The organism is Pantoea sp. ACRSB (assembly GCF_022346905.1).
Taxonomy (GTDB): domain Bacteria; phylum Pseudomonadota; class Gammaproteobacteria; order Enterobacterales; family Enterobacteriaceae; genus Pantoea; species Pantoea piersonii.
This window is the reverse complement of record NZ_JAKRNL010000004.1, coordinates 33,138-56,413: the sequence shown is the minus strand read 5'-3', so window position 1 is coordinate 56,413 and position 23,276 is coordinate 33,138. Positions and strand designations below refer to the sequence as shown.

19 protein-coding genes are annotated in these 23,276 nt (G+C 58.3%); 14 read left to right on the top strand and 5 right to left on the bottom strand.

The window, feature by feature from the left end; translation table 11 throughout:
• Nucleotides 1-75: 75 nt before the first annotated feature.
• Nucleotides 76-4,668, bottom strand: coding sequence for an ATP-dependent helicase (locus MHZ89_RS13465; protein ID WP_311783397.1), 4,593 nt, complete (start codon nt 4,666-4,668; stop codon nt 76-78).
• 282 nt (nt 4,669-4,950) lie between these two features.
• On the opposite strand from MHZ89_RS13465, the gene MHZ89_RS13460 reads away from it, so the two are divergent.
• Nucleotides 4,951-5,508, top strand: coding sequence for a YbhB/YbcL family Raf kinase inhibitor-like protein (locus MHZ89_RS13460; RefSeq protein WP_311783396.1), 558 nt, complete (start codon nt 4,951-4,953; stop codon nt 5,506-5,508).
• Between the two features lie 159 nt (nt 5,509-5,667).
• On the opposite strand, the gene MHZ89_RS13455 is transcribed toward MHZ89_RS13460, so the two are convergent.
• Nucleotides 5,668-5,907, bottom strand: coding sequence for a biofilm development regulator YmgB/AriR family protein (locus MHZ89_RS13455; protein WP_311783395.1), 240 nt, complete (start codon nt 5,905-5,907; stop codon nt 5,668-5,670).
• Nucleotides 5,908-6,619: 712 nt separating this feature from the next.
• Between MHZ89_RS13455 and MHZ89_RS13450 the strand changes: the two genes are divergently transcribed.
• The 4 genes from MHZ89_RS13450 to gap all read left to right on the top strand — a co-directional run bounded on the left by MHZ89_RS13450 (nt 6,620) and on the right by gap (nt 11,014).
• Nucleotides 6,620-6,781, top strand: coding sequence for a hypothetical protein (locus tag MHZ89_RS13450; RefSeq protein WP_311783394.1), 162 nt, complete (start codon nt 6,620-6,622; stop codon nt 6,779-6,781).
• A 627-nt stretch (nt 6,782-7,408) separates the two neighbouring features.
• Nucleotides 7,409-9,334, top strand: a complete 1,926-nt coding sequence (locus tag MHZ89_RS13445; RefSeq protein ID WP_311783708.1) for a methyl-accepting chemotaxis protein — start codon at nt 7,409-7,411, stop codon at nt 9,332-9,334.
• A gap of 301 nt (nt 9,335-9,635) precedes the next feature.
• Complete coding sequence (locus MHZ89_RS13440) at nt 9,636-9,818, top strand: hypothetical protein (RefSeq protein ID WP_311783393.1); 183 nt, start codon at nt 9,636-9,638, stop codon at nt 9,816-9,818.
• A 194-nt stretch (nt 9,819-10,012) separates the two neighbouring features.
• Nucleotides 10,013-11,014, top strand: coding sequence for a type I glyceraldehyde-3-phosphate dehydrogenase (gene gap, locus MHZ89_RS13435; protein ID WP_311783392.1), 1,002 nt, complete (start codon nt 10,013-10,015; stop codon nt 11,012-11,014).
• Between the two features lie 15 nt (nt 11,015-11,029).
• On the opposite strand, the gene MHZ89_RS13430 is transcribed toward gap, so the two are convergent.
• On the bottom strand, nt 11,030-11,917 hold the full coding sequence (locus tag MHZ89_RS13430) for a LysR family transcriptional regulator (RefSeq protein WP_311783391.1): 888 nt from the start codon (nt 11,915-11,917) through the stop codon (nt 11,030-11,032).
• Between the two features lie 124 nt (nt 11,918-12,041).
• Between MHZ89_RS13430 and MHZ89_RS13425 the strand changes: the two genes are divergently transcribed.
• The gene (locus MHZ89_RS13425; RefSeq protein ID WP_311783390.1) at nt 12,042-12,767 is read left to right on the top strand and encodes a pirin family protein; all 726 of its coding nucleotides are present in this window, start codon (nt 12,042-12,044) and stop codon (nt 12,765-12,767) included.
• A 105-nt stretch (nt 12,768-12,872) separates the two neighbouring features.
• Here the strand turns inward: MHZ89_RS13425 and MHZ89_RS13420 are convergent, their stop codons facing one another.
• Complete coding sequence (locus tag MHZ89_RS13420; RefSeq protein WP_311783707.1) at nt 12,873-13,583, bottom strand: hypothetical protein; 711 nt, start codon at nt 13,581-13,583, stop codon at nt 12,873-12,875.
• Between the two features lie 388 nt (nt 13,584-13,971).
• Between MHZ89_RS13420 and purB the strand changes: the two genes are divergently transcribed.
• The 7 genes from purB (at nt 13,972) to MHZ89_RS13385 (ending at nt 21,493) form a co-directional block, all read left to right on the top strand.
• Entirely contained in the window at nt 13,972-15,342 is a 1,371-nt protein-coding gene (gene purB, locus MHZ89_RS13415; RefSeq protein ID WP_311783389.1) for an adenylosuccinate lyase, read from the top strand.
• On the top strand, nt 15,339-15,842 hold the full coding sequence (locus MHZ89_RS13410; protein WP_311783388.1) for a GNAT family N-acetyltransferase: 504 nt from the start codon (nt 15,339-15,341) through the stop codon (nt 15,840-15,842). Before purB ends, MHZ89_RS13410 begins: the two co-directional genes overlap by 4 nt.
• Nucleotides 15,843-15,870: 28 nt before the next feature.
• Nucleotides 15,871-16,674 (top strand): amino acid ABC transporter substrate-binding protein, encoded by an 804-nt coding sequence (locus tag MHZ89_RS13405; RefSeq protein ID WP_311783706.1) that lies wholly within the window; start codon nt 15,871-15,873, stop codon nt 16,672-16,674.
• A gap of 62 nt (nt 16,675-16,736) precedes the next feature.
• Complete coding sequence (locus tag MHZ89_RS13400; RefSeq protein WP_120456040.1) at nt 16,737-17,408, top strand: amino acid ABC transporter permease; 672 nt, start codon at nt 16,737-16,739, stop codon at nt 17,406-17,408.
• A gap of 7 nt (nt 17,409-17,415) precedes the next feature.
• Entirely contained in the window at nt 17,416-18,177 is a 762-nt protein-coding gene (locus MHZ89_RS13395; protein WP_311783387.1) for an amino acid ABC transporter ATP-binding protein, read from the top strand.
• A gap of 50 nt (nt 18,178-18,227) precedes the next feature.
• The gene (locus MHZ89_RS13390; protein WP_311783386.1) at nt 18,228-19,379 is read left to right on the top strand and encodes an amidohydrolase; all 1,152 of its coding nucleotides are present in this window, start codon (nt 18,228-18,230) and stop codon (nt 19,377-19,379) included.
• Nucleotides 19,380-19,540: 161 nt separating this feature from the next.
• On the top strand, nt 19,541-21,493 hold the full coding sequence (locus tag MHZ89_RS13385) for a methyl-accepting chemotaxis protein (protein ID WP_311783385.1): 1,953 nt from the start codon (nt 19,541-19,543) through the stop codon (nt 21,491-21,493).
• A gap of 51 nt (nt 21,494-21,544) precedes the next feature.
• Here the strand turns inward: MHZ89_RS13385 and MHZ89_RS13380 are convergent, their stop codons facing one another.
• Nucleotides 21,545-22,186 carry an HD domain-containing protein gene (locus tag MHZ89_RS13380; protein ID WP_311783384.1) on the bottom strand — a complete coding sequence of 214 codons (642 nt, stop codon included), beginning with the start codon at nt 22,184-22,186 and terminating at the stop codon, nt 21,545-21,547.
• 113 nt (nt 22,187-22,299) lie between these two features.
• Between MHZ89_RS13380 and MHZ89_RS13375 the strand changes: the two genes are divergently transcribed.
• Nucleotides 22,300-23,271, top strand: a complete 972-nt coding sequence (locus MHZ89_RS13375; RefSeq protein ID WP_311783383.1) for an AraC family transcriptional regulator — start codon at nt 22,300-22,302, stop codon at nt 23,269-23,271.
• Nucleotides 23,272-23,276 lie beyond the last annotated feature (5 nt).

Sequence of the window (23,276 nt, the reverse complement as noted above, 5' to 3'; positions counted from 1 at the left end):
TCTCCCTTGAGCCTTACAACAATGCAAAAGGGGAGTGTAGCCCGTGATCGGCAGTTAAGCGCAGCGCCAGGCCGTTCAGCCATACCAGCTATACCCTTTCGGCTCGCGGGAAAACCCGTCACGGCGCAGCGCGTCGATAAGCGGCGACTGGCCTGCGGGCTTGCCGTCGATGGTTTCCAGCGTAAAGCCAGAGGCTCTTTCGCGGCGCAGCGCGACGGCCAGCGCAGCGACCGCGGCGTCGCGCCAGCTCTCCTCACCATAGCTCAGCAGCTCTTTGCCGCCCTGCGCCAGATAGAGCGCCAGCTGCCCGTGGCAGATCACTACCCGCGCGCCGCTGCGGCGCACCGGACGCGTGGCAACGGCGTGCGCAGGCCAGCGCAGCGTGACGCCGAAGGGAGAGGCGGGATCGACGGCGGAAAGCGCCACCGCCAGCGGTTCGCCAGCCGTTCTCTCGGCAATCACCCGCAGCCGCTCAATGGTGGCATTCTCTGCAAACTGCGCGCCGCCCAGCCCGGCGACAAAGCGGCCGCGCAGCACGCGACCGGCATCTTCCAGCCCGCGCATTACTGGCTGCAGCGCCGGAAACCCGCCCGGCACCTGTTCCGCTATCGCCGCGCCGCGCGTTACTACGCCCCAGCGGTCCAGCATATTCTCCGCAATCGCCAGCGCCAGCTGGGCAGGCGGCGTGGCCGGGCGACAGAGGCGTGACCAGCGTCCGGGCAGGGCGGGCGTAGCTGGACGGCCCGTCGGAAGGCTAATCCGTCCGCGTCGCGTGCGCAACGAACGCGTCGCTTTTGCGCGCGCGCTGCTCGCCATGCCGGTTAGCTGGCGCAGCGCCGCCCAGGTATCGGAAGTGATATAGCCAGCCCACGCCAGCTCCCACAGGGCGCTGTGGATCGCGGCGTCATCGACCGGTTGCGCTGCTGCGACAGCGGCGGCGATCTGCTGCGCAAACCATGCGCCACCTTCATCCAGCAGCGCCAGAATAGCGCTATGCAGCGGCGACAGGCGCAGCGCATCGCTGCCCTGGGCCAGCGGCAGCAAGGTTTCGGCGGCAAACTCGCGCAGATGCAGCGACACCAGACCGTCGTTATGCCCCAGCGAACGCTCGCCAACCCAAATCACCTCGCCTGCGGAAAGCAGCTCATCCAGCATAGCGGGCTGATAGTCATGCACGCGCGGCGGCAGAATTTGCGTCTGCCAGAGCGAGGCCGGAAGCGCCAGCCCGGCGAGCTGCTCCACTACGCGCGCCACGCCGTTGACGCCTTCGTAGCTTCCCTGCGCCACCGGCGACGACGGCGCCTCGCCGGTTAAGCCTTGCCGCTCCAGCAGCAGCGAGACCCAGGCTTCCGGCGGTACGGGACGCGTCGCCTCACGCGCGGCCTGCAATGAGCGAATGCGCAGGCGCTTAAAGACCTCTTCGGCGACCCACTGGTCGCGCCAGGCGGCAGCGTCATCTTCTTCAGCCAGGCCAAAATCACCCTTGAGCAGTTTGCCCTGCGCGCGCATACGCTCCAGCGTTTCGCTGACGACCGCCGGGCCAAGGCCGAAATGACGCGCCAGCTGGCCGGTGGTAAAAGGGGTGTGAGTGCGGGCGTAGCGGCTGAGCAGATCGCGCAGCGGATCGGCGACCGGCTGTAAAAAAGCGGCGGGAATAGCCTGCGGCAGCGCGACGCCGAGCGCATCGCGCAGGCGCGCGGCATCCTCGATCGCCGCCCAGCGCCGCTCGCCGGCAATGGTCACCTCAATGGCGCGATGCGCTTCCGTCAGCTCAGCGACCGCGCGCGCTGGCGCATCGCCGTGAAATCGCGCTGCCAGCGCCTCTGCACTTAGCGGCCCCAGTTCGCGCAGCAGATCGGCAACGCCCTCCTTATCAGTAACCTTGTAGCGCGTGGTGAGGCGCTGCAGTTCTCTACCCACGGTTGCCACCACTCCGGCGTCGAGCAGCTCGTGCATATCAACCTGGCCAAGCAGTTCGCTCAGCAGGCCGCTGTCGAGCGCCAACACCGATGCGCGGCGCTCAGCCAGCGGCGCATCAGTGGCGTAGATAAATTCCGCCACGTAACCAAAGAGCAAAGGCGCGGCGAAAGGCGACGGCACTTCGGTCGTGACCTCGGCAAACTGCACGCTGCCGTTCTGTATGCGCGTCATCAGCTGGTGCAGCGCAGGCAGATCGTAAACATCCTGCAGACACTCGCGCGCGGTCTCAATCAGCACAGGAAAATCGGCATATTCGCGCGCTACCGCCAGCAGCTCTCCGGCGCGTAGCCGCTGCTGCCAGAGCGGCGAGCGCTTGCCGGGGTTACGGCGCGGAAGCAGCAGGGCGCGCGCCGCGCATTCGCGAAAGCGGGCAGCAAACAGCGCCGAGTGGCCGATAGCGTCAGCGACCGCGCGTTGCAGGGTATCGGCATCGAACTGAAACAGCTCGGCGCCCGGCACGCGGCCTTCCATATCGGGAAAGCGCGCGACAATACCGTCATCGCTTGCCACGATAGCGGGATCCAGTCCCATCCGGTGGCGGATGCGGTCCGCCACCGCCAGCGCCCAGGGCGCATTCACCCGCTGGCCCCACGGCGAATGCAGGATCACGCGCCAGTCGCCGGTCTCATCGCGGCAGCGTTCAATCAGAAGCGTACGATCGGTCGGCAGCAGCCCTGTCGCCTCGCGCTGTTCCGCTATCAGCGCCTGAATATTATGCTGTGCGCTGGCATCAAGCCCTGTCGCCTGGCTCGCCGCGCCGGAACGCTGTGCCGCTTCCGTTTCGCGCAGAAAGCGGCCAATGCGTTCGCCCAACAGCCCCGAACGCCCCAGCCCGTCGCCACGCCAGAAGGGCAGTCGGGCCGAGCGGCCTGGCGCGGGCACCACCACCACCTGATCGTGGGTAATCTGCTGGATGCGCCAGGAGGTCGCGCCGAGCGTGATAATGTCGTTTACCCGTGATTCATACACCATCTCTTCATCCAGCTCGCCAACCCGGCGCGATCCCGCCTGCTCTTCGCCTTCCGGCAGCATCACGCTGAAAGCGCCGCGATCGGGAATGGTGCCGCCGCTGGTGACGGCGAGATGCTGCGCGCCAGGGCGCGGGCTTAACAGGTTCGTTTCGCGATCCCATATCAGGCGCGGGCGAAACTGGGCGAACGCATCGGAGGGATATTTACCCGACAGCATATCCAGCGTGGCGTCAAACAGGCTGCGCGGCAGGGTACGAAAGGGATCGGCGCGGCGTACGGTGGCGAACCACGCATCCGCAGGGAGGGTATCCATCGCCACGGCGGCGACCGTCTGCTGCGCCAGCACGTCAAGCGGATTGTGCGGCGGCGCGACCGGTTCCAGTTCGCCGTTCAGCATGCACTGCACAATAACGGCGGCGTCAACCAGGTCGCGCCGCGTGCGCGGAAAGACGATACCGCTTGAAACGCCGCCTACCTGATGGCTGGCGCGGCCGACGCGCTGCAGCGCGCTGGCGACCGAAGGCGGCGCGCCGATCTGGATCACCAGATCGACCGTTCCCATATCAATACCCAGCTCCAGACTTGAGGTGGCGACGACGCAGCGCAACTCGCCCGCTTTTAACGCATCTTCGATTTCCCGCCGCTGCTCTTTAGAGACCGAACCGTGATGGGAGCGGGCGAGGGTGACCGGCGCGCCGTCGCTGCGTTTCTCCGTACCGCCGCTGAAAGAACCCCAGGCATGAGCCGGTTCCTCAGCGGCTTCCTTCGCGCTGAGAGCTGCGGCGTAACGTTCGTTGAGCCTGGCGGTCAGCTTCTCCGCCAGGCCGCGCGAGTTGGCGAACACAATAGTAGTGCGCCGCGCCAGCACCAGCTCAAGGACGCGCTGTTCGATATGCGGCCAGAGCGATCCCGCCGCGCCGCCCGTTTCCGGCGCGCCGCTGGCGTCCGGGCGTCCCGGTATATCGGTCATATCCTCGACCGGAACGGCGATGCGCATCTCCAGCGCGCGCGCGGCGGGCGGATTGACGACGATCGTCTCCTGTACCCCGCCGAGGAACTGCGCGACGCGCTCGACCGGCTGTACCGTGGCGGAAAGGCCGATGCGCTGCGCCGGTTGCGGCAACAGCGCATCGAGGCGTTCCAGGCTGACCGCCAGCTGCGAGCCGCGCTTGCTGCCCGCTACCGCGTGCACCTCATCCAGTATCAGGGTGGTGACGCCGCGCAGCGCCTCGCGGGCGCGAGAGGTCAGCATCAGAAAAAGCGATTCCGGCGTCGTGATCAGGATATCGGGTGGTGTGCGCTGCAGCTTCGCCCGTTCACCGCTGGGGGTATCGCCTGAACGCATGCCGACCGTTAGCGCGATGGTTTTTTCGCCATGCAGGCGGCGCTGCTGGTAAACCCCCTCCAGCGGGAGCTGCAAATTGCGCTGTACGTCCGCAGCCAGGGCTTTAACCGGCGAGATATAGAGGATACGCGTGCGGGTGGCTTTATCCGGCGTCTCCTGCTGCTCACGTTCGCGAAACAGCGCGTCGATGGCGTGCAAAAATGCCGCCAGCGTTTTGCCCGATCCGGTTGGGGCAATCACTAAAGCATGTTTACCGCTGGCGATGGCGTCCCAGGCCGCCGACTGCACCGGCGTAGGCGCAGCGAAGGTAGACTGGAACCAGCGTTGGGTAGCGGGAGAAAAGCGTGCAAGCGCAGCAGCCTTGGCGGACATAAGAGATTGAAATCACCGTATTTGCAGGGAATGCCTAAGCGTAGACCTTTGCGCTAAGCGCTGCGCGGTAAAAAAAGGGATGCGCGGCGCAGAAACTCGCAGGTTTCGATCGCTTTCCATTCAGCGATGCCGTGGCGGGCCAGCTTCGTCGGCGCAACGCTGTCTGCCTGCTGATGCAAAAAGTTCTTACGCCCTGGGCATAAACTTACGCACTGTTTTCATGCTTATTTTCGCTCCGCCTTCCATACTCAGGTTTCAGCAACCTGAACGGAGAGAGAGGGTATGAGATTAGCAAGCGCCATTCTGCTGGCGGCACTGCCCGCAGCCAGTTTTGCAGCCGCGCCGATTTTTACGCTGCAGTCGCAGGATTTTACCGATAACGCTTTTTTAGCGAAAGCGTTCGCCGGCAACAATAAAAACAGCCCCGCCTGTACCGGCGATAACGTTTCCCCGGCGCTAAGCTGGTCGAACGCGCCGCAGGGAACAAAGAGCTTCGCGCTGCTGGTCACCGATCCTGTGGGCGGCAAAGGGCTTGGCGTCACCCATATGGTCGCCTATAACATTCCCGCCGCGACGACCGCTTTCGCCCAGGGCGATTTAACGAAAGGCAAAGGCTATACCGGCGGCAAAAACTCTCCCGGCACCACCGCCTGGTATGGGCCGTGTCCGCCGGTCGGCAGCGGAATACATCACTACAACTTCGTCATGATCGCCACCGATCTGCCGCCTGAACAGCTTAAAGCGGGGTTAACGCATGATGAGCTGCTGAAGCAGCTTAAAGGCCATGCGCTGGGCGCCGCCTCGCTGATAGGGCGGTTCAGCAACGATCCGCAGCAGTAAAGCAAAAAGGCGCAGGCCTGACACGGCCTGCGCAACGGTCATTGCAGCGCAGACGATAAAAGCAGGCTCAATAAAACCCATTAACAGCAGGTCCCGCTCGATGAAAAGCGGAACCGGGTGGGGTAGGGTAAAAATGACGCAGGCGATATAAGGAAGCCGTTATTGTTGGCCAAAGAGCATACGAAAAAGCCGGTAATAGATCCGTTCTTCTTCTTTATTTTGCGCCTGTTCAAGCCGCTTCAGTAATTTGCAGCAGATCGATTTGCGGCTGACCGCTTTTTCAGCGCGTATTAATTCACACACGATCATTCCGATGGTGAGGTAGCGGATCGCGGCTTCATCGCTGAGCGCTTTCTCTTTCAGGGTGCAGAGGAGCATTTCGCTACTTTTATCTGACATTGGACCTCCCGGGACATAATGGCAATAAATAGCGTTGCTGCATAAAATTTCCGCTTACGATCCGGCGATAAAGGAGAGAGCCAGATAAAGCTGGCGGTACAGTATATAAAAGCACGTATGGAAATTGACGGTTGCTGTTCCAGCTTCCCTGGATAAGGGGTCAGGGCCGATTATCACTCGTACCGCCTGTTTCAGCTTGTTCACGCTTTTTCTGACCAGCACTCACCTGAGCACATTTACGTTTCTTTTTCCGCGCCTTCAGCACCACTACCCGAAACGCCGCGTGATCCCGTTCAGAGAGAGAAATCTTCAGAGACGACTGAACTATGAAATCAGAACGGCAATATATCAATAATAAATTTCATCACCTGCTTTTAATTCCTGTTGCGAATTAAGCGTAAACAAGAAAGCTGCTCGCCTAATATATTCATATTAAATAGATAAAACATATTTTTTATACAATTTTCAACCCTTTGTACTGATTTGCCAAAAGTGCTGATTCGTGAAAGAAGTCACATTATATTCCCCAGCATATCCAGCGGCTTACGCTTAAGACCCTGTCTCGTTCTGCTGAGACGTCTGAATAAATGCGCCAGTAAAAAGCTCCCTTTCTTTAAGGCGGGTGATAGTGGGTAGCGAAGCGCAACAGGCGGTTTTAGACGTCTATACTTAGCGTTAACCGAAGCGTGAAAGAGAGACGAGAAAATCAGAAATGAATGAAGAGATTGAGCGCCAGCTGTTTGAACGCTGGATCCGCAGTGATGAATTTTTTGAGGAACGCTGGCTGAGACGCGACAGTTTCAGAGGTTACCGTTACCATCTGGTGGAGAATCGCTGGAAGGCGTGGCTGGCCCGCAGCAAACTGAGTCTTTAGCACTTATCCTGCGCTTTTTAAGCCTGATTAATAGCCTGCGCTGATGCAAAAACTGTGCGTCCGGGCAGATTATTATCGCTTTTATCTGTTTTAGATGAGTTCTGCGCTTCTCAGTTAGTCTACGTATTAAACAAACGCATTATAACGCAGCAAAATTTATCAGTTAAAACTGAATTAATTAACTCCTCACTAAGCAGATAAAATGCACCTGGTGACGTCGATTATTTTTGCAGCTTATCTTGGGCTAAATAAATTGTGGCGGCGGTGTATCGGCATCTACTCGCTAAACTTTAGTTTATGATACTAATAAAATTCAATCATCCAGACAGGCTTACCGACTGGCTGGCGTGGCTCGGTATGTGTAGACTTAACCTATTGTATTATTGGATTATTTTTGCGTTTGCCTTAATGCTAACCTCCAGTAAATATCGTCTGTACACTCGGTGGTAAATCACCGTTAGCAACCTATAATCCTTTTCTGTTGAATATTAGTTGCGGTGCGTTTGGTAAAAAACGCGCATCCAACTATTTGCCTTAAAGCCCAACTATTTATTGAAAAATTAGCCCGGCTTAATTTTTACATTTATTGCCCATTGTCATCAGACAGACTAACCAGGAAGGAAAGTGATGAAGAACCTGCTCGATAAAATAAACCTGCCCGCTAAATTTCTTATTCTGGGCTTATTTGCCCTGATTTTGTTTGTTTTGCCAACAACACTATTTATCCATACGGGAAACCAGCTTATTGATGCTAAGCATCGCGAGCTTAGCGGCATCCCCGTCGAGAAACAGATGCTCAGGCTGCTGAACCTGCTGCAGCGTCATCGTGCTGAAACCGCCATCGCTATCGCGTTAAAGAAGCCAGACAACCCGCCGCGCGTGGCGCTGATGACTGAAATCAACGGCCTCTCTGAGGATATCCAGTCAACGCTGCGCCAGCAGGATATGCGCGCCCAGCCTTTACAGCGCCTCGATCAGATGAACCAGGCGTGGGCGCAGCTGCAAAACGATATTAACAGCGGCACGCTCTCTTTTGCCGACAGTCTGACTGCGCACGCGCGTCTTATTGAGCTTATGCTGAGCGCTAATCGCGACATTCTGGACTATTACGGTATGTCGCTCGACAGCGACCTCAACACCTATCAGCTGATTACCAGCATTTTTAACCGGCTGCCGCAGCTAACCGAAACGCTGGGACAAATCCGCGCGGCTGGCGCCTCCCTGATCGCGTCCGGTGCAATTTCAGAACGCGATTTTAGCCGCATGGCTTTCCAGGTCGAAGCGGGCAAAACGGCGCTGGAGCAGTTCAATAGCAACCTGGAGAAGGTGTATGCCATCGAACCCGCGCTGGCTGCGGATTTCAGCGCGGCCGCGCAGGAGGCGAACCGACAGGCCCTTAGCGCGCTACAGCTTGCTGAACGCGTGTTTGTCAGCAGAAGCGCCAGCGTTGCACCGGTGGAATATGTCCAGACTTTTACCCAGGCCATCAATCAGTTCAGCACGCTGGGCGCGCAAAATGGCGATCGGCTGGCGCAGATGCTGCAGACGCAAATTGACATGCATCGTCATCAACAATATATGTTGCTGGCCGGTTTGCTGGCGGTAGCGCTGGTGGCGATTTTTATGGCGCTGATGATCAGCCGCTCGGTTACGCGTCCTCTACAGGATGCGGTACGTCTTGCCAGCAGTGTCGCGGCAGGGGATCTGACCTCCACGCTTCACATCGGCGGCAGCAACGAAATGGCCGAACTGCTGCATGCGCTAATGAAGATGCAGCAGCACCTTGCCCGACTGGTTTCCGATATTAAAAACCACGCCGCCACCATCGCAACGTCTTCAGAAGAGATTGCGCAGGGCAACGGGGATCTCTCTTCCCGCACCGAAGAACAGGCCGCTTCTCTGGCGCAAACCGCCGCCAGCATGGAGCAGCTGGCGTCGATTATTCAGCAGAACGCCGACAACACCCGTTTTGCATCTGATAAAGCGGTTTCTGCCACTCAGGCGGCGTTGAAGAGCGGCGAGGCGATGGATTCGGTAATGGATTCCATGCGCAAGATCCACGGCAGCTCAGGCCAGATAGCAGAGATCACTTCTGTGATCGACAGTATTGCGTTTCAGACCAATATCCTGGCGCTGAACGCCGCCGTAGAAGCCGCCAGGGCCGGCGAGTCGGGCAAAGGGTTTGCGGTCGTGGCGACGGAAGTGCGCGCGCTGGCGCAACGCTCTGCCAGCGCCGCGAAGGAGATAAAAAGCCTGATCGAACACTCGGTCAGCCAGGCGCAGGAAGGAATAAACATGGCGCAAAGCGCAGGCGATAAGGTGAAGCAGAGCCTGAGCGCTATTGAACAGACCTCACAGCTTATCCGCGATATCTCCTCCTCTTCGGCGGAGCAGAGCAGTGGTATTTCGCAGGTCAATATCGCGGTCAATCAGATGGATCAGGTAACGCAGCAGAACGCGGTGCTGGTGGAGCAGTCAGCGGCGTCAGCGGACGATCTGGCTGGACGCGCCGGGCAGCTGCGTCATATGGTGGCGGTGTTCCGTACGGTCTGAGCCGGTAACTGAATGCTCCTTTATCCTGGGGGGCAGACGCTGCTGTTGAAACGACGCGCTTAGCACATTGTGACATCTCTGAAGCAGCAGTTTGTTTACTGCTGCTTTTGCGCAACGCATGCGTTTTTAAACGCTATGCTTATGGGTCAGGCCAGAAAGAGCAGAGGTAGGTTTGTACATAACAGAGATCGATATTGATCATTACGCGCTTGAGTTAAGACGTATTGCAGCAGGGTATCAGACAGGCGAAAAACTACAGGATGTTAAAAAGCGGGTCGACGGGCTTATCGAGACGCTTAAAATGACGCTGGCCAACGATGCGCAGCTACAGGTGCAAAAATGGAGCGAACTGGCGGAGGCGTTGAGCCACTATATGAAAAATACCGCCGATCCCGACTGGACCACCATTATGGCCTATGCCAAAAGAAAGGTGAACCGGAGTAAACAGAACGCCATGTTCCGGCGAAAACGCTTTAAGAATTAAACCGCCGACGGCGGTTTTTTTCTGCCTGTCGCTTACCTCGCGCGCCACTCTTACGGATAAGTTTAGCCAGGCCGCAAAGGCTATACTCTCCCACTTCACCGCAGTGCAACGTTGTTATGCAGTAATGGTTCCATGCGCAGATTCACCCGTCATTAACCCTCAACACACAGTGTTACCGGATTTGGGAGATCACCATGAAGAAAATTGGCATCAACGGTTTTGGACGCATTGGCCGTCTGGTTTTACGACGCATTCTGGAACAGCAGGAGGCGGTGGAGGTGGTCGCGATTAACGATCTCACCTCGCCAGAAATGCTGGCCTATCTGCTGAAATATGACTCCAACTACGGCGCCTTCCATGGCGACGTCAGCGTGGACGGCAATGCGCTGCTGGTCAACGGCAAGAAAATTACCGTCTTTGCGGAGAAAGAGGCGAAGAACATTCCGTGGGGATCGCTGGGCGTTGACGTTGTTATTGAATGTACCGGTTTCTACACCTCAGCGGAAAAAGCGCAGGCGCATCTGGACGCTGGCGCAGGCAAGGTGTTGATCTCTGCGCCGGCAGGCGATATGAAAACCATCGTGTATAACGTCAACCACGACACCATCAGCGCGGAGGACAAGATCATTTCCGTTGCCTCCTGCACCACCAACTGCCTTGCGCCGATGGCGAAAGCCCTGCACGACAGCTTTGGCATTAAAGTCGGCACCATGACCACAATCCATGCCTATACCGGCACCCAGGCGCTGGTGGATGGGCCGCGCGGCAAAGATTTCCGCTCATCGCGCGCGGCGGCGGAAAATATTATCCCGCACAGCACCGGCGCGGCGAAGGCGATTGGGCTGGTGATCCCGGCGCTGACCGGCAAGCTGAAAGGCCACGCGCAGCGCGTGCCGACCAAAACGGGTTCGGTCACCGAGCTGGTGTCGATTCTGGAGAAAAAAGTCACGGTCGACGAGGTTAACGCGGCGCTGAAGCGCGCCTGCGAGAACAATGAGTCGTTTAAATATACGGAAGACCAGATTGTCTCCACCGACGTAATCGGCGTGCCTTACGGCTCTGTCTTTGATGCAACCCAGACGGAAATCAGCGAAGCGGGCGACCTCCAGCTGGTTAAAACCGTTTCCTGGTATGACAACGAATATGGTTTTGTCACCCAGCTGGTGCGCGTGCTGCATCTCTACGTCACCCTCTGAACGCGAGCGGGCTGTTCAGCCCGCTCTGTTTCCCAGCTGTTCCTGCAAAAAATTCAGCAGCACGCGGTTCACTTCGCTGCGCTGGCGATGCTGCGGATAGACCGCATTCAGGCAGAGCGGCGCAGGCTGGAATGGCTCCAGCACGCTGACCAGTTCGCCGCGCTTCAGCGCCGGCCCGACAATAAATTCCGGCAGCAACACCAGCCCCAGCCCGGCAATTGCCGCATCGCGCAGCACTTCGCCGTTGTTGCTCAGCATCGGGCCCTGTACGGTCACGCTTCGGCGTTTGCCCGACTGCTGCAGTTCCCAGCCGCTTAAGGCTTCCCGTCCGTAGCGCAGACAGGCGTGCTGTGCCAGATCGTCCGGCGTGTCGGGTTCGCCCGCCCGCGCCAGATAAGCCGGGCTGGCGCAGATCAGACGCCGCTGTTCGCCGAGACGGCGCGCAATGAGCGTCGAATCAGCCAGCGCGCCGATGCGTATAGCCATATCGAACCCTTCACCGATCATATCGACGTAACGATCCGCCAGTTCAATATGAAACTGCAGCGCAGGATGCTGCGCCAGGAACTGCGCGATAAGCGGTGAAAGATGGCTCATGCCGAACGACATCGGCATGCTGATCCGGAAGGTGCCGTGAAGCTCCTGCCGACGCGTCGACATCGCCTGCTCCGCTTCGCGGATATCGTCGAGAATGCGCTGCGCGTGCGGCAGGAAAAGCATACCCGCCTCCGTTACCGAGAGTTTGCGCGTATTGCGGCTCAGCAGCTGCGACCCCAGCGACGCCTCCAGCGCGGCCATGCGGCGGCTGACGTACTGCTTGGAGAGCATGAGCTGCTCCGCTGCGGCGGTGAAGTTGCCTGCATGAATAACGGCGACATAGATACGAAGGTCTTCTATCAGCATATTGTCCACTTATTTGTGACAGTGATTGCCATTACAGCCTGTTTTTATGGAAATTAGTTTACGGTATTGTCTGTTCCATCGGAAGGGCAAAGGCGCTTCCCCTTTTACATAACAGGAGCAGACCATGATTGAGCAACGACTGTCAGAGCAACGCGGCCTCGGCGACCACGGCTGGCTGCATTCACGCCACACCTTCTCGTTCGCGAATTACTGGGATCCAAAACAGAGCGGCTTTTCCGACCTGCTGGTGATCAATGACGATCGGGTTGCTGCTGCACGCGGTTTCGGCGCGCATCCGCACTCTAATATGGAGATCCTCTCTTACGTGCTGGAGGGCGCGCTGGAGCATAAAGACTCCATGGGCACCGGTTCGGTTATCGTCCCTGGCGACGTGCAGCTGATGAGCGCAGGCAGCGGCGTGACGCACAGCGAATTCAACCATTCGAAAAGCGATGGCGTGCATTTCCTACAGATCTGGATTGTGCCGGCGGAAAAAGGAACGCAGCCTGGCTATCAGCAAATTTCAGTGCCGGAAAGCGAAAAACGCGGTCAGCTGCGCCTGATTGTCTCGCCGGAAGGCGAAGATAATGCGCTGTCGGTGCGTCAGGATATGCGTCTCTATGCCGGTTTGTTCGATGGCGATGAGCAGCAGACTTTTACGCTAAACGAGGAGCGCTACGCCTATATTCATGTCGCACGCGGCAGCGTGACGGTGAACGGCATCAGCTTTAAGGCGGGCGACGGGGCGCGGGTGCGCAACGAGAAAAGCCTGACCTTTAGCGGGGGCGACAATGCTGAAGTGCTGTTGTTTGATCTGCGCCCGGTTGAAGTAAACCATCCGAGCCGTTAATGGCTGATAAAAGCCCGACGCCAGCGCGTCGGGCTTTTCATTTATGTATTGCCGCTAAAGAGAGAGGCCGCGCGCCAGGCCTCGCTACTCTCTATAGCCGAGCACTTACCTGTTCGGTTTTTCCTCTGACGATTCTTTATCGTCCTGCTTTTCCTCTTTTTCCAGCCCGACCGGTTCCTCATGGTCCAGCCGGTGCGGCTTCAGCAGCTGAATATCCAGGATCACATAGGTCATGGTGGTAATAAACAGCGAGATAACGCTGCCGATTACGCCGCTGGTGGTAAAGGTAAAGAAGTTATACATCACTACCCATGTGACGCAGATAAACAGCGCCAGCGCGACATTGATGGCGGAAAACGAGTAGTGAGTGGTGCGCGCGCCCAGATCCATAATCTGCTTATACACGCTGCCGCCGGTATATTTCTCCAGCAGCACAATTGCGCGCTCCCAGTTTTGCAGACGGCGGGCGCTGCTGCGGGTAACAAACAGAAACAGCAGCGAGATAAAAAAGCCGGAGAAGGCGATCAGTACCGGCACTGCCTGCAACGCATAGTCGAGGCTTTTATGGCCGGTGCCGCGCGACAGATCCAGCGTCAGGGATGCGCCGAGCGCGGCATAGAGAAACACAAACAGCGCGAGGAACAGCGCGTTGCGTTTCCAGTCGCTTTCTACTTCAACATTGCGCTGAGCACGGGCGCTCTGCAACGTCTGGCGTATCGTTTCTGCCTGCGCAGAACCGGGTTCAATAGACACGACCGGCTCGCCTAAAAAAGTGTGCAGAAACTGTTCATCCGCCTTTTCAATCATCATCTTTATTATCCATAAACGTTATACGCGATGGGCACAGTGTAATAGAGGCGTCGTACGTGGCAAAGCGCAGGCCTGAAACAGCGGCGCGCAGTACGCATAATGGAGAAAAAAGAGGAGGGTATTGTTCTGAAAAAAGAGGCGAAGGTGACGGCTTAATAACAAAAACGCAAAAAGAAATCCGATATTTATTTACAACCTCATCATTAACGTTTGCTGCTTTCCTTTGCTGGCAAGGCCTGAGGCCGTTTTACCGCTTTCGACGGCCTGGCGGCGAGCATCCGGCTTTTGCCAGATGGTTATAACCTGCCGCTATAAGATATGTTTTTCCATTATCAGTAAGGCGGTTTGAAGGTGTTATTTTAGGGCTTCGTAAAACAACACAAGTGACATAGATATGTCGTCACATATTATTGATTTTCTTTTAATTGGCAATAATTTTGGTACACCAGAAATGCGCGCTGTCTGGTCGGAGCAGAACCGGCTGAAACAGCAGGTACAGGTCGAGGTCGCGCTGGCTCAGGCAGAAGGCGAACTTGGCGTAATCCCGGCGCAGGCGGCAAAGATCATTGTTGAACGCGCCGATCCGTCACAGCTGAATATCGACGATATCGCTCAGCAGGGCGCGCAGATGAAACACTCGCTGATGCCGACGCTGGTAGCCTTGCAAAAACAGTGCGGCGAGGCGGGCGAGTTTATTCACTATGGCGCAACCACGCAGGATATCGTTGATACCGCTACCGTACTGCAACTGCGCGACGCTTTCGCCATTATCCAGCGCGACGCAACTGTGCTGGCCAATGAGCTTTCTGCCGTCGCCAGACGCTATCAGCATACCCCGATGGTGGGCCGTACTCACGGCATGCAGGCGCTGCCCACCACCTTCGGTTTTAAAGTCGCCGTCTGGCTGGATGAATTCCTGCGCCATCTGACGCGCCTTAACGAAATCAAACCCCGTACGCTTACCGGCAATATCAACGGCGCCATCTCTACTTACGCTTCCTTCGGCCCGCAAGGCCCGGAAGTGGAAAAGCGCACGCTGGATATTCTGGGGCTGGCAACGCCGAATATCGGCTGGCAGTCGGCGCGCGACCGCTTCTCGGAGTTCGCCTCCGTTGCGGTGCTGATCAGCGGCACGCTGGGCAAGATCGGCAACGAGCTTTATAACCTGATGCGCACTGAAATCAACGAGATTGAAGAGCCATTCTCCGCCGGAAAGATCGGCTCCACCACCATGCCGCACAAGCGCAATCCCGCTGCGCTGGAGGGGCTGGCCAGCCTGACCGCGCCGGTGCTGAAAAGCGCTGCGCTGATCTATGAATCGATGCACGTCGAACACGAGCGCGACGCCATGAGCTGGCGCGCCGAATGGATCGCCCTGCCGGAGATCTGCATTTACCTTTCGGCGCAGCTGCAAAACGGCATCGCTATATTGCGTGGCATGACGGTGAATGAAGCGCGCATGCGCCGCAACCTGGATATGCAGGGCGGTCTGCTGCTGTCAGAAAAGGTGATGTTCGAACTGGGCAAAAAGCTGGGCAAGCAGACCGCGCACCATGTGGTGTACGAGTGCGCCATGCAGGCCTACGAACAGCAGCGCGACTTCAAAGAGACGCTGCGCGCCCATCCGCAGATGGATAACAGCATCAGCGACGACGAACTCAACGGCTGGCTCGATCCGGTGAACTATCTCGGCTCGGCGCCGCGCAAGGTGGATGAGGTTATCGCCGCCGCGCAGGCGTCAGGACTGCTGGAGATACGGGCATGAGCGATAGCTTCCGCCAGCTGACCGAGGCTGATACCGCGGCCTATTACACGCTGGTGCACGCGGCCTACGCTTCCGCGCGCGATCTGGGCATTAAATTCGATGCGGCCACGGCCGACGCCGCGCAGATGCAGCGTCATATCGCCGCTCACGGGGTTTACGGCATGTTCCGCGAGGATGAACTGGTTGCCTCGGTGACGCTGCGTTATCCCTGGGGCCCGCTGCCGGGTCCCTTCGGTCTGCCGCATATCGGCTGGTTCGCCACCGCGCCGCACTATCGTGGTCAGCGGCTGGGAGCGAAGATGCTCGACTGGCTGGAGCAGGCGGTGCTGCACGATCAGCTGCGCGCGCCAGCCTATTCGCTCGGCACCGCCGAAAACCATCCGTGGCTGATTCAGCTTTATGAGGCGATGGGCTTTGAGAAGGTCAGCAAAAAAGACCTCGGTAAAGGCCATATCACCGTTTATATGAAAAAAACAATTCATACACAGCACGCCCGCTAAGCGCGGCTGCACAGAAGAGACGAGGGAAATCACCATGAAAAAAGGGTTAATCGCACTGTCCGTCGTGATGGCGGCCTCACTGCTTAGCGCCTGTGACAACAATGATAAAACCGCGCAGGGCGGCTCCGACGCTACGACCATTCGTGTCGGCGCAACCGGCCTGAGCTTTCCCGGCGCCTTTAAGAAAGATGGCAAGCTGACCGGATTCGACGTTGAGGTTACCGAAGCGATCGCCAAAGACCTGAACTACAAAATCGACTGGGTCACCTCAGATTTCAGCGGCCTGATGGGCCAGCTGGAAGGCGGCAAGCTGGATACCGTGGCGAACGTGGTTGCTATCACGCCAGCGCGTCAGGAGAAATATAACTTCTCTACCCCTTACAGCTACTACGGCAGCCAGATTGTTACCAATAAAGGCAACGCTGATATCAATACGCTGGACGATCTGCGCGGCAAGACGATTGCCGGCGTGCTCGGCTCCAACCACCTGGCTAACCTGAAAAAAGCCTTTGGCGATAACGGCGTGACGATCCGCACTTACGAGAGCCGCGACGGCGCGATGAACGACGCCATCAACAATCGCGTGCAGGGCTACGTCAACTCTGGGCCGATTTTGATGGCCGAGATTAACCAGAAAGGTCTGCCGCTGAAGTTTGTCGGCCAGCCGCTGGTCATCGAGTCTGTCGGTTTTCCGTTCCACAAAGATGAGAAGGGCGACAAGCTGCGCGCTGCGTTTGACAAAGAGATCGACGCAATGCGTAAGGATGGTCGCCTGAAAGCGATTTCGGAAAAATACTTTGGCGAAGATATTACCGTACAGCCGTCTCACTAAACCCTGCATTTACTTGTCAACGTTTGCCACCGCCGGGTGGCAAACGTCGTTAAGGGCTTTTTATGAATTTTGATTTTAATTATCTGCTGAAAATTTCGCCGCAAATTCTCAGCTATCTGCCGGTCACGCTGATGCTGGCCGTGGTGTCGATGGCGTGCGCCATGGTGATTGGCCTTGGGCTGTCGCTGCTGCGCAACAGCAAATCGATGGTGGTGAGCAAGCTGGTCGAGCTTTATATCTCGCTGTTCCGCGGCATGCCGTCGCTGGTACAGCTTTTTATCATCTACTTCGGCCTGCCGCAGCTGTTCCCGGCGCTGACCGGCATGTCCGCCACCACCGCCGCGATTATCGGCTTCAGCCTGAAGACGTCAGCCTATATGGCGGAGATCTACCGCGCCGGTCTGGCGTCAGTCGATCCCACACAGATGGAAGCGGGGCTCTCTATCGGCATGCGTCGGGCGCAGATCTACCGCCGTATCATTCTGCCGCAGGCGCTGCTGAATGCGCTGCCCGCTACCGGCAACACCTTTATTTCGCTGATCAAAGACACCTCCGTGGCTTTTGCGCTGGGCGTCTCTGAAATGTTTGCCGAAGGCAAAATGATTGCGGCGGAGTCGCTGCGCTACTTCGAAACTTTCCTCGTAGTAGGCCTGATTTACTGGCTGGTGATTATCGGTTACGCCCGCCTGCAGGCGCTGCTGGAGAAAAAACTCAGTCACTCACTGCAACGCTAAGGCTCTTATGATCAGTGTAAAACAGCTTAATAAACGTTTCGGCGATAAGGTCGTGCTGAACGACATCAGTCTGACGATCGGCGAAGGCGAAGTGGTGGCGATTATCGGTCCATCCGGTTCCGGCAAATCGACCCTGCTGCGCTGCCTTAACCTGCTGGAAAAGCCGGAGTCCGGCGTTATCCAGATCGGCGAGGTTTCGCTCGATACCGCGAACTACAGCGCCAAAGAAGAGCATGCGCTGCGCGGTCAGACGGCGATGGTGTTCCAGAACTACAGCCTGTTTCGCAACAAAACCGCGCTGGAGAACATCACCGAAGGTCTAATCATGGTGAAAAAGATGCCGAAAGCGCAGGCCAGCGAGACCGGGATGAAACTGCTGGAGCTGGTCGGCATGGCGCCGCAGGCGCATCAGTATCCGGTCACGCTCTCCGGCGGACAGCAGCAGCGCGTCAGCATTGCGCGCGCGCTGGCGGTTAAACCGCGCGCCATTCTGTTCGATGAGCCAACCTCCGCGCTCGATCCCGAACGCGTGCATGAAGTGCTACAGGTAATGAAGAGCCTGGCGCAGCAGAAGACCACCATGGTGATCGTCACGCATGAGATGCAGTTCGCGAAAGAGGTGGCCGATCGCGTCATCTTTATGGCAGACGGCCATATTGTCGAGCAGGGGCCGGCGGAGCAGGTGATCAGCTTTTCCGACAATCCGGTGACGCGTCGCTTTTTGCGCCAGATGACTAACATCGAAACCAATGATGATTTCAATATTTAAGCGTGCCGCCGCATACTTTGCCGCAGGCCATCGCATGGGAAGAAGATAAGATGAAAGAGATCCGCGAACAGGACAGGGCGCTTGCCAGCCAGATCCAGGCGTTTCGCCACGATATGCACCGTTTTCCTGAACTGTCGAACCAGGAGTTCGAAACCACGGAAAAAATTCGCACCGCGCTCACCGAAGCGGGCATCCGCATTCTCGATCTGCCGCTGAAGACCGGCCTGGTCGCCGAGGTGGGCGAGGCGTCAGGCCCGCTGGTGGTGGTGCGTTCCGATATCGACGCCCTGCCAATCGAAGAGGAGTCCGGCGTAGAGTTTACCTCTGAGCGCGCAGGCGTTATGCACGCCTGCGGCCACGACTTCCACACCTCTGCCGCGCTGGGCGCAGCCATCTTGCTGCAACAGCAGGCGGCATCGCTGAAAGGCCGCGTGCGCATTCTGTTTCAGGCCGCCGAAGAGACCGGTCTGGGCGCGCCCGATCTGATCGCCACCGGCGCGCTGGATGAGGCCGCCGTGATTTTCGGCATCCATAACGATCCGACCCTGCCGGTTGGCGTGGTGGGCGGTAAAGAGGGCGCGCTGACGGCGGGCGTGGATCGCTTTGAAATCAAGGTAGCCGCTAAGGGCGCGCACGCGGCGAAACCGCATGAAGGCAACGATCCCATTATTATTGTGGGCCAGATTATCAGCGCGGTGCAGACGTTGATCAGCCGCAACGTGCCGTCGGATCAGAACGCTGTGGTTTCCATCACGCAGATCCACAGCGGCAGCACCTGGAACGTCATCCCGGATACCGCCTATATGGAAGGTACGGTGCGTACCTTTAGCGCCGAGGCGCGCGCGCTGATCGAGCAGCGTTTTCGGGCGCTGCTCGACGGGCTTGCCGCCGCGTTCGGCGCGAATATTGAGTTCCTGTGGCATGCTGGCCCGCCATCGGTGGTGAATACGCCGGAGTGGGTGGATTTCGCGCTGGAGCAGGCGAGCGACGTCGGCTTTGAGGCGCGCCGCATCGAGGCCAGCCCGATCGGTGAAGACTTCGCTTTCTATCAGCAGAAGATCCCCGGCACCTTTATGATGGTGGGTTCAGGTGGCCCCTGGGCGCTGCACCATCCGAAATTCCGTGTCGACGATAAAGCGCTTTTTCCAACCGCGCAGTATCTGGCGCAGCTGGCGGTTAACGCCTTGAATAAACTAGCCTGATAGCGGTGTTTTCGGAGCGAACGGCTGCACGTTCGCTCCTTTTCTCTCTTTTCCTTCCTGATCCTTACTTAAGTTTCAAAACCCCACGCCGATAAGCTCTGTAACAGCTTTGCTGTTTTATTCACCAGCGCCAGAAAATGAAAGAGTGGGGAAAACCAATAATGAAAGCCGATCGCGCCACAAAAAAAAGAATAAGCACCCGCGCCATGATGCTGCTGACCGGCGCGTTAACTATTACTACCGGCTTCGCCGTCACCATCGGCGTGCTGAGCTGGCAGTCAGGTCAGGCGCAGCACAGGCTAGCGGAAGAGTATCTGCAGCAGATTGCGCGCAGCAAGGCGATGGAGGTGGAAAAGAGCCTTAACCATGCGCGTGATGTGGCGCAGAGCCTGGGGCAGAGCCTGATAGCGATGCCGGATGCCGGCATTCATGACCGCCACGCCCTGGATAAGCTGACCGAATATACGCTCCGCAGCAATCCCGATTACCTCTCCATTTCGGTGATCCTGGAGAAAGATGTCTTCGACGGGCGCGACGCAGAGTTCGCCACGCAGAGCGGACAGCCGCCGGAAGGGCGCTACGCCTGGTTTGTCGATAGCGATAAGGCGGGTCATTACATGATGCATCCGCTGACCTCCTTTCTGACGCCGGGCCAGGGCGACTACTATCTGGTGGCGCAGCGCACGCGGAAAGATTTTCCTACTGAACCTTACAGCTACGCCTATAACGGCGTGCCGACGCTGCTTACCTCTATCGCTACGCCGATTATCGATCGCGGCAAGCTCTGGGGCGTCGTCACCTCCGACATTTCGCTGGCGGCGCTGCAGCAGCGGGTCAATGAGATCAAACCCTGGCAGGGAACAGGCTACGCAATGCTGCTCTCCAGCGGTGGAAAGATCGTCTCCTCGCCTGACAAAGAGCAAAATAACCAGATGTGGAAAGGCGACAAGAGCCGCCTGAAACCTGACGTGACGGAGCAGGATGACGCTATTCTCGGTGAAAAATCCCTGATCACCTGGCAGCCGGTTGTTATCGGCAACAGCAGCAACGTCTGGTATCTGGGCGTCGCCGCGCCGGTGAGCGTCGTCATGAGCGCCGCGCGTCAGCAGCTGCACAACGCGATCTGGATGATGCTGGCGAGCATTGTGCTGGTGAGCCTGCTGCTTGGCGTCGTATTCAGCCGTATCGTGCTGCGTCCGCTGGGTGGCGAACCTGCCGACGCGGCGGCCTTTGCGCTGGCGGTGGCGGATGGGCAGCTGCATACCCGTATTCCATTGAAAGCGGGCGACCAGAGCAGCCTGTTCTATGCGCTGCATACCATGCAGGCGCGGCTTATTGCCATGGTGAGCCATATCAAAGAGACCAGCGCATCGGTACGCGACGGCGCGGAGGAGATCGCTAAAGGCAATATCAATCTGGCGTCGCGCACCGAACAGCAGGCCGCCGCGCTGGAGGAGACCGCAGCCAGCATGGAGCAGCTTACGGCGACGGTGAAACACAACGCCGCCAATGCGCATCAGGCGACGACGCTGACGGAAAATGCCTCACTGACCGCGCGTAAAGGCGAGGCGCTGGTAGGCGAGGTGGTGCAGACAATGGCGCAAATCAACGACAGCGCGCGCAAGATTGGGGATATCACCGCCATCATTAACAGCATTGCGTTCCAGACCAATATCCTGGCGCTTAACGCAGCGGTAGAAGCGGCGCGCGCAGGCGAGCAGGGTCGCGGTTTCGCCGTGGTCGCTTCTGAGGTGCGGAATCTGGCGCAGCGCAGCGCCTCGGCGGTGAAAGATATCGCCTCGCTGATTGAAGAATCAACGCAGCGCGTCGACAGCGGCGTCAGCCTGGTTCGCACTGCGGGCGATACCATGCAGGAGATTACCCAGGCGGTGACCTCGGTGCAGGCGATTATCGACGAGATTGCTACCGCATCGGACGAGCAGAGCCGCGGCATCAGCCAGGTCTCTATAGCGGTCAACGAGATGGACAGCGTCACGCAGCAGAACGCCGCGCTGGTGCAGGAGATCTCCACCGCCGCCAGCGCTATGGAGGATCACTCCGCCATGCTGGCGCAGTCGGTCGAGCAGTTCCGGCTGGAGGGGCAGCCAGCGTAACGCGGTACGAAAGAAAGCAGCCTTACGGCTGCTTTCTTTACCTTTGCCCGCTTAACCTTTCCAGCGCGACTGCCGAATGATGCTGCAGAAATTGAGCGGCGCGAAGTCAGGCTGTTTATCCGCAATCACATCAGCTTTTACATTCCCGAAGGTGGTCTGCGGCTTGTGCCGGATACCCTCGTAGAAAGCCTGGATAATCTCCTCTTTAAAGGAGGCGCTGCGCGGATGCTGCTGTACCACCGCCTCGCGCTCTTCATCGCTGAAGCCATCGTAACGGATACCCAGCACGTCCATTTCAACGCCTGCGGTCACCAGCGCAATTTCCGCCGCCATAAACTCAGGAATGCCGGGCGTAGTGTGCAGCGCAATTGCCGTCCAGACCTTGTCGATATCGCTTTGCGCAATGCCGTAGCTGGTCAGAAAGGCCTGCGCCGCGTTCGCGCCATCCACTTCAAAACGTTTGTCGCAGCTACAGTGCTCGTGCGTCAGGCCAATATCGTGAAACATGCAGCCAATGTACAACAGTTCGCGATCGACCTTCAGCCCGCGCTGCTGGCCTGCTAAGGCACCCCAGTAGTAGACGCGGCTGGAGTGGTGAAACAGCAAATCGGATTCGCGGTCGCGAATAAACGCAGTAGCGTCGCGGGCGAGTTGTGTATCAGGAATAGCGACGCCGTTTATATGAAAGCTCATCAGGATTCTCCAGTGGGTTAACTGACTGTGAGCATAAAACGCATGACGCTTGTCTTAAATTGTCTTATAACGACGTTTAAGGTCATAACGACAGTTCAGGACGCCCATATCGCATGTCTCACTCAGTTACCCTGTTCGCGCTGCCCGGCGTGCAGCTGCTCGACGTTTCCGGCCCGCTTGATGTCTTTGCCGAGGCGAACCGCGCGCTGCGTCGTCAGTTCTATACCCTGCGCGTTATGGCGTCGGGTTCCAGCGCTATAACCGCTTCGTCCGGCGTCCGGCTTAGCGCCGACTTCTTGCTGGAGGAGGCAGCCCGCCACCCGATCGACACGCTGCTGGTGGCGGGCGCGCCGGATGCGGAACAGCAGACGCTGAGCCAGGCGCAGTGCGCGCAGCTGCGGGCGATCTGCGCGCGCAGCCAGCGCTATGGCTCCGTCTGCAGCGGCGCGCTGCTGCTGGCACAAACCGGGCTGCTGCATCAGCGGCGCGTCACGACGCACTGGGCCTGCGCCGATCTGCTGGCGCTGCGCTGTCCGCAGGCGCTGCTGGAGCCGGACGCTCTCTATGTCGCCGACGGGCCGCTGCGCACCTCCGCAGGCGTGACTGCCGGGCTGGATCTGGCGCTGCGGCTGGTAGAGGAAGATTTAGGACGCGAGGTGGCCCAGGAGGTTGCGGCGAGCCTGGTGATGTTTTTTCGACGCCCGGTCAGTCAGGGACATTTTGCCCGGCGCGACAGCGTGTCGCTGACGGGCCGCGCCGCGCTGCAGGACTTGCAGCGCTGGGCGCTGGCGCATCTGCAGGAGATTGGCGGCGTGCAGGATCTGGCGGCGCATATCGACCTTAGCGTGCGTCATCTGGGCCGTCTGTTCCGTCAGGAGCTGGATATGCAGCCGGGAAGCTGGCTGGAAAATGCGCGCATAGAGAAAGTGCGCGCGCTGCTGGAGGAGGGACAACTGCCGCTGAAGGCGATCCCTGCCGCCAGCGGTTATCGCAGCGGCGATGTAATGCGCCGCGCCTTTGTAAAACACACCGGCATGACGCCGGCGGTTTATCGCAGGGTATTTTTACAGAGGGAGCGGGAGTAGCTGCG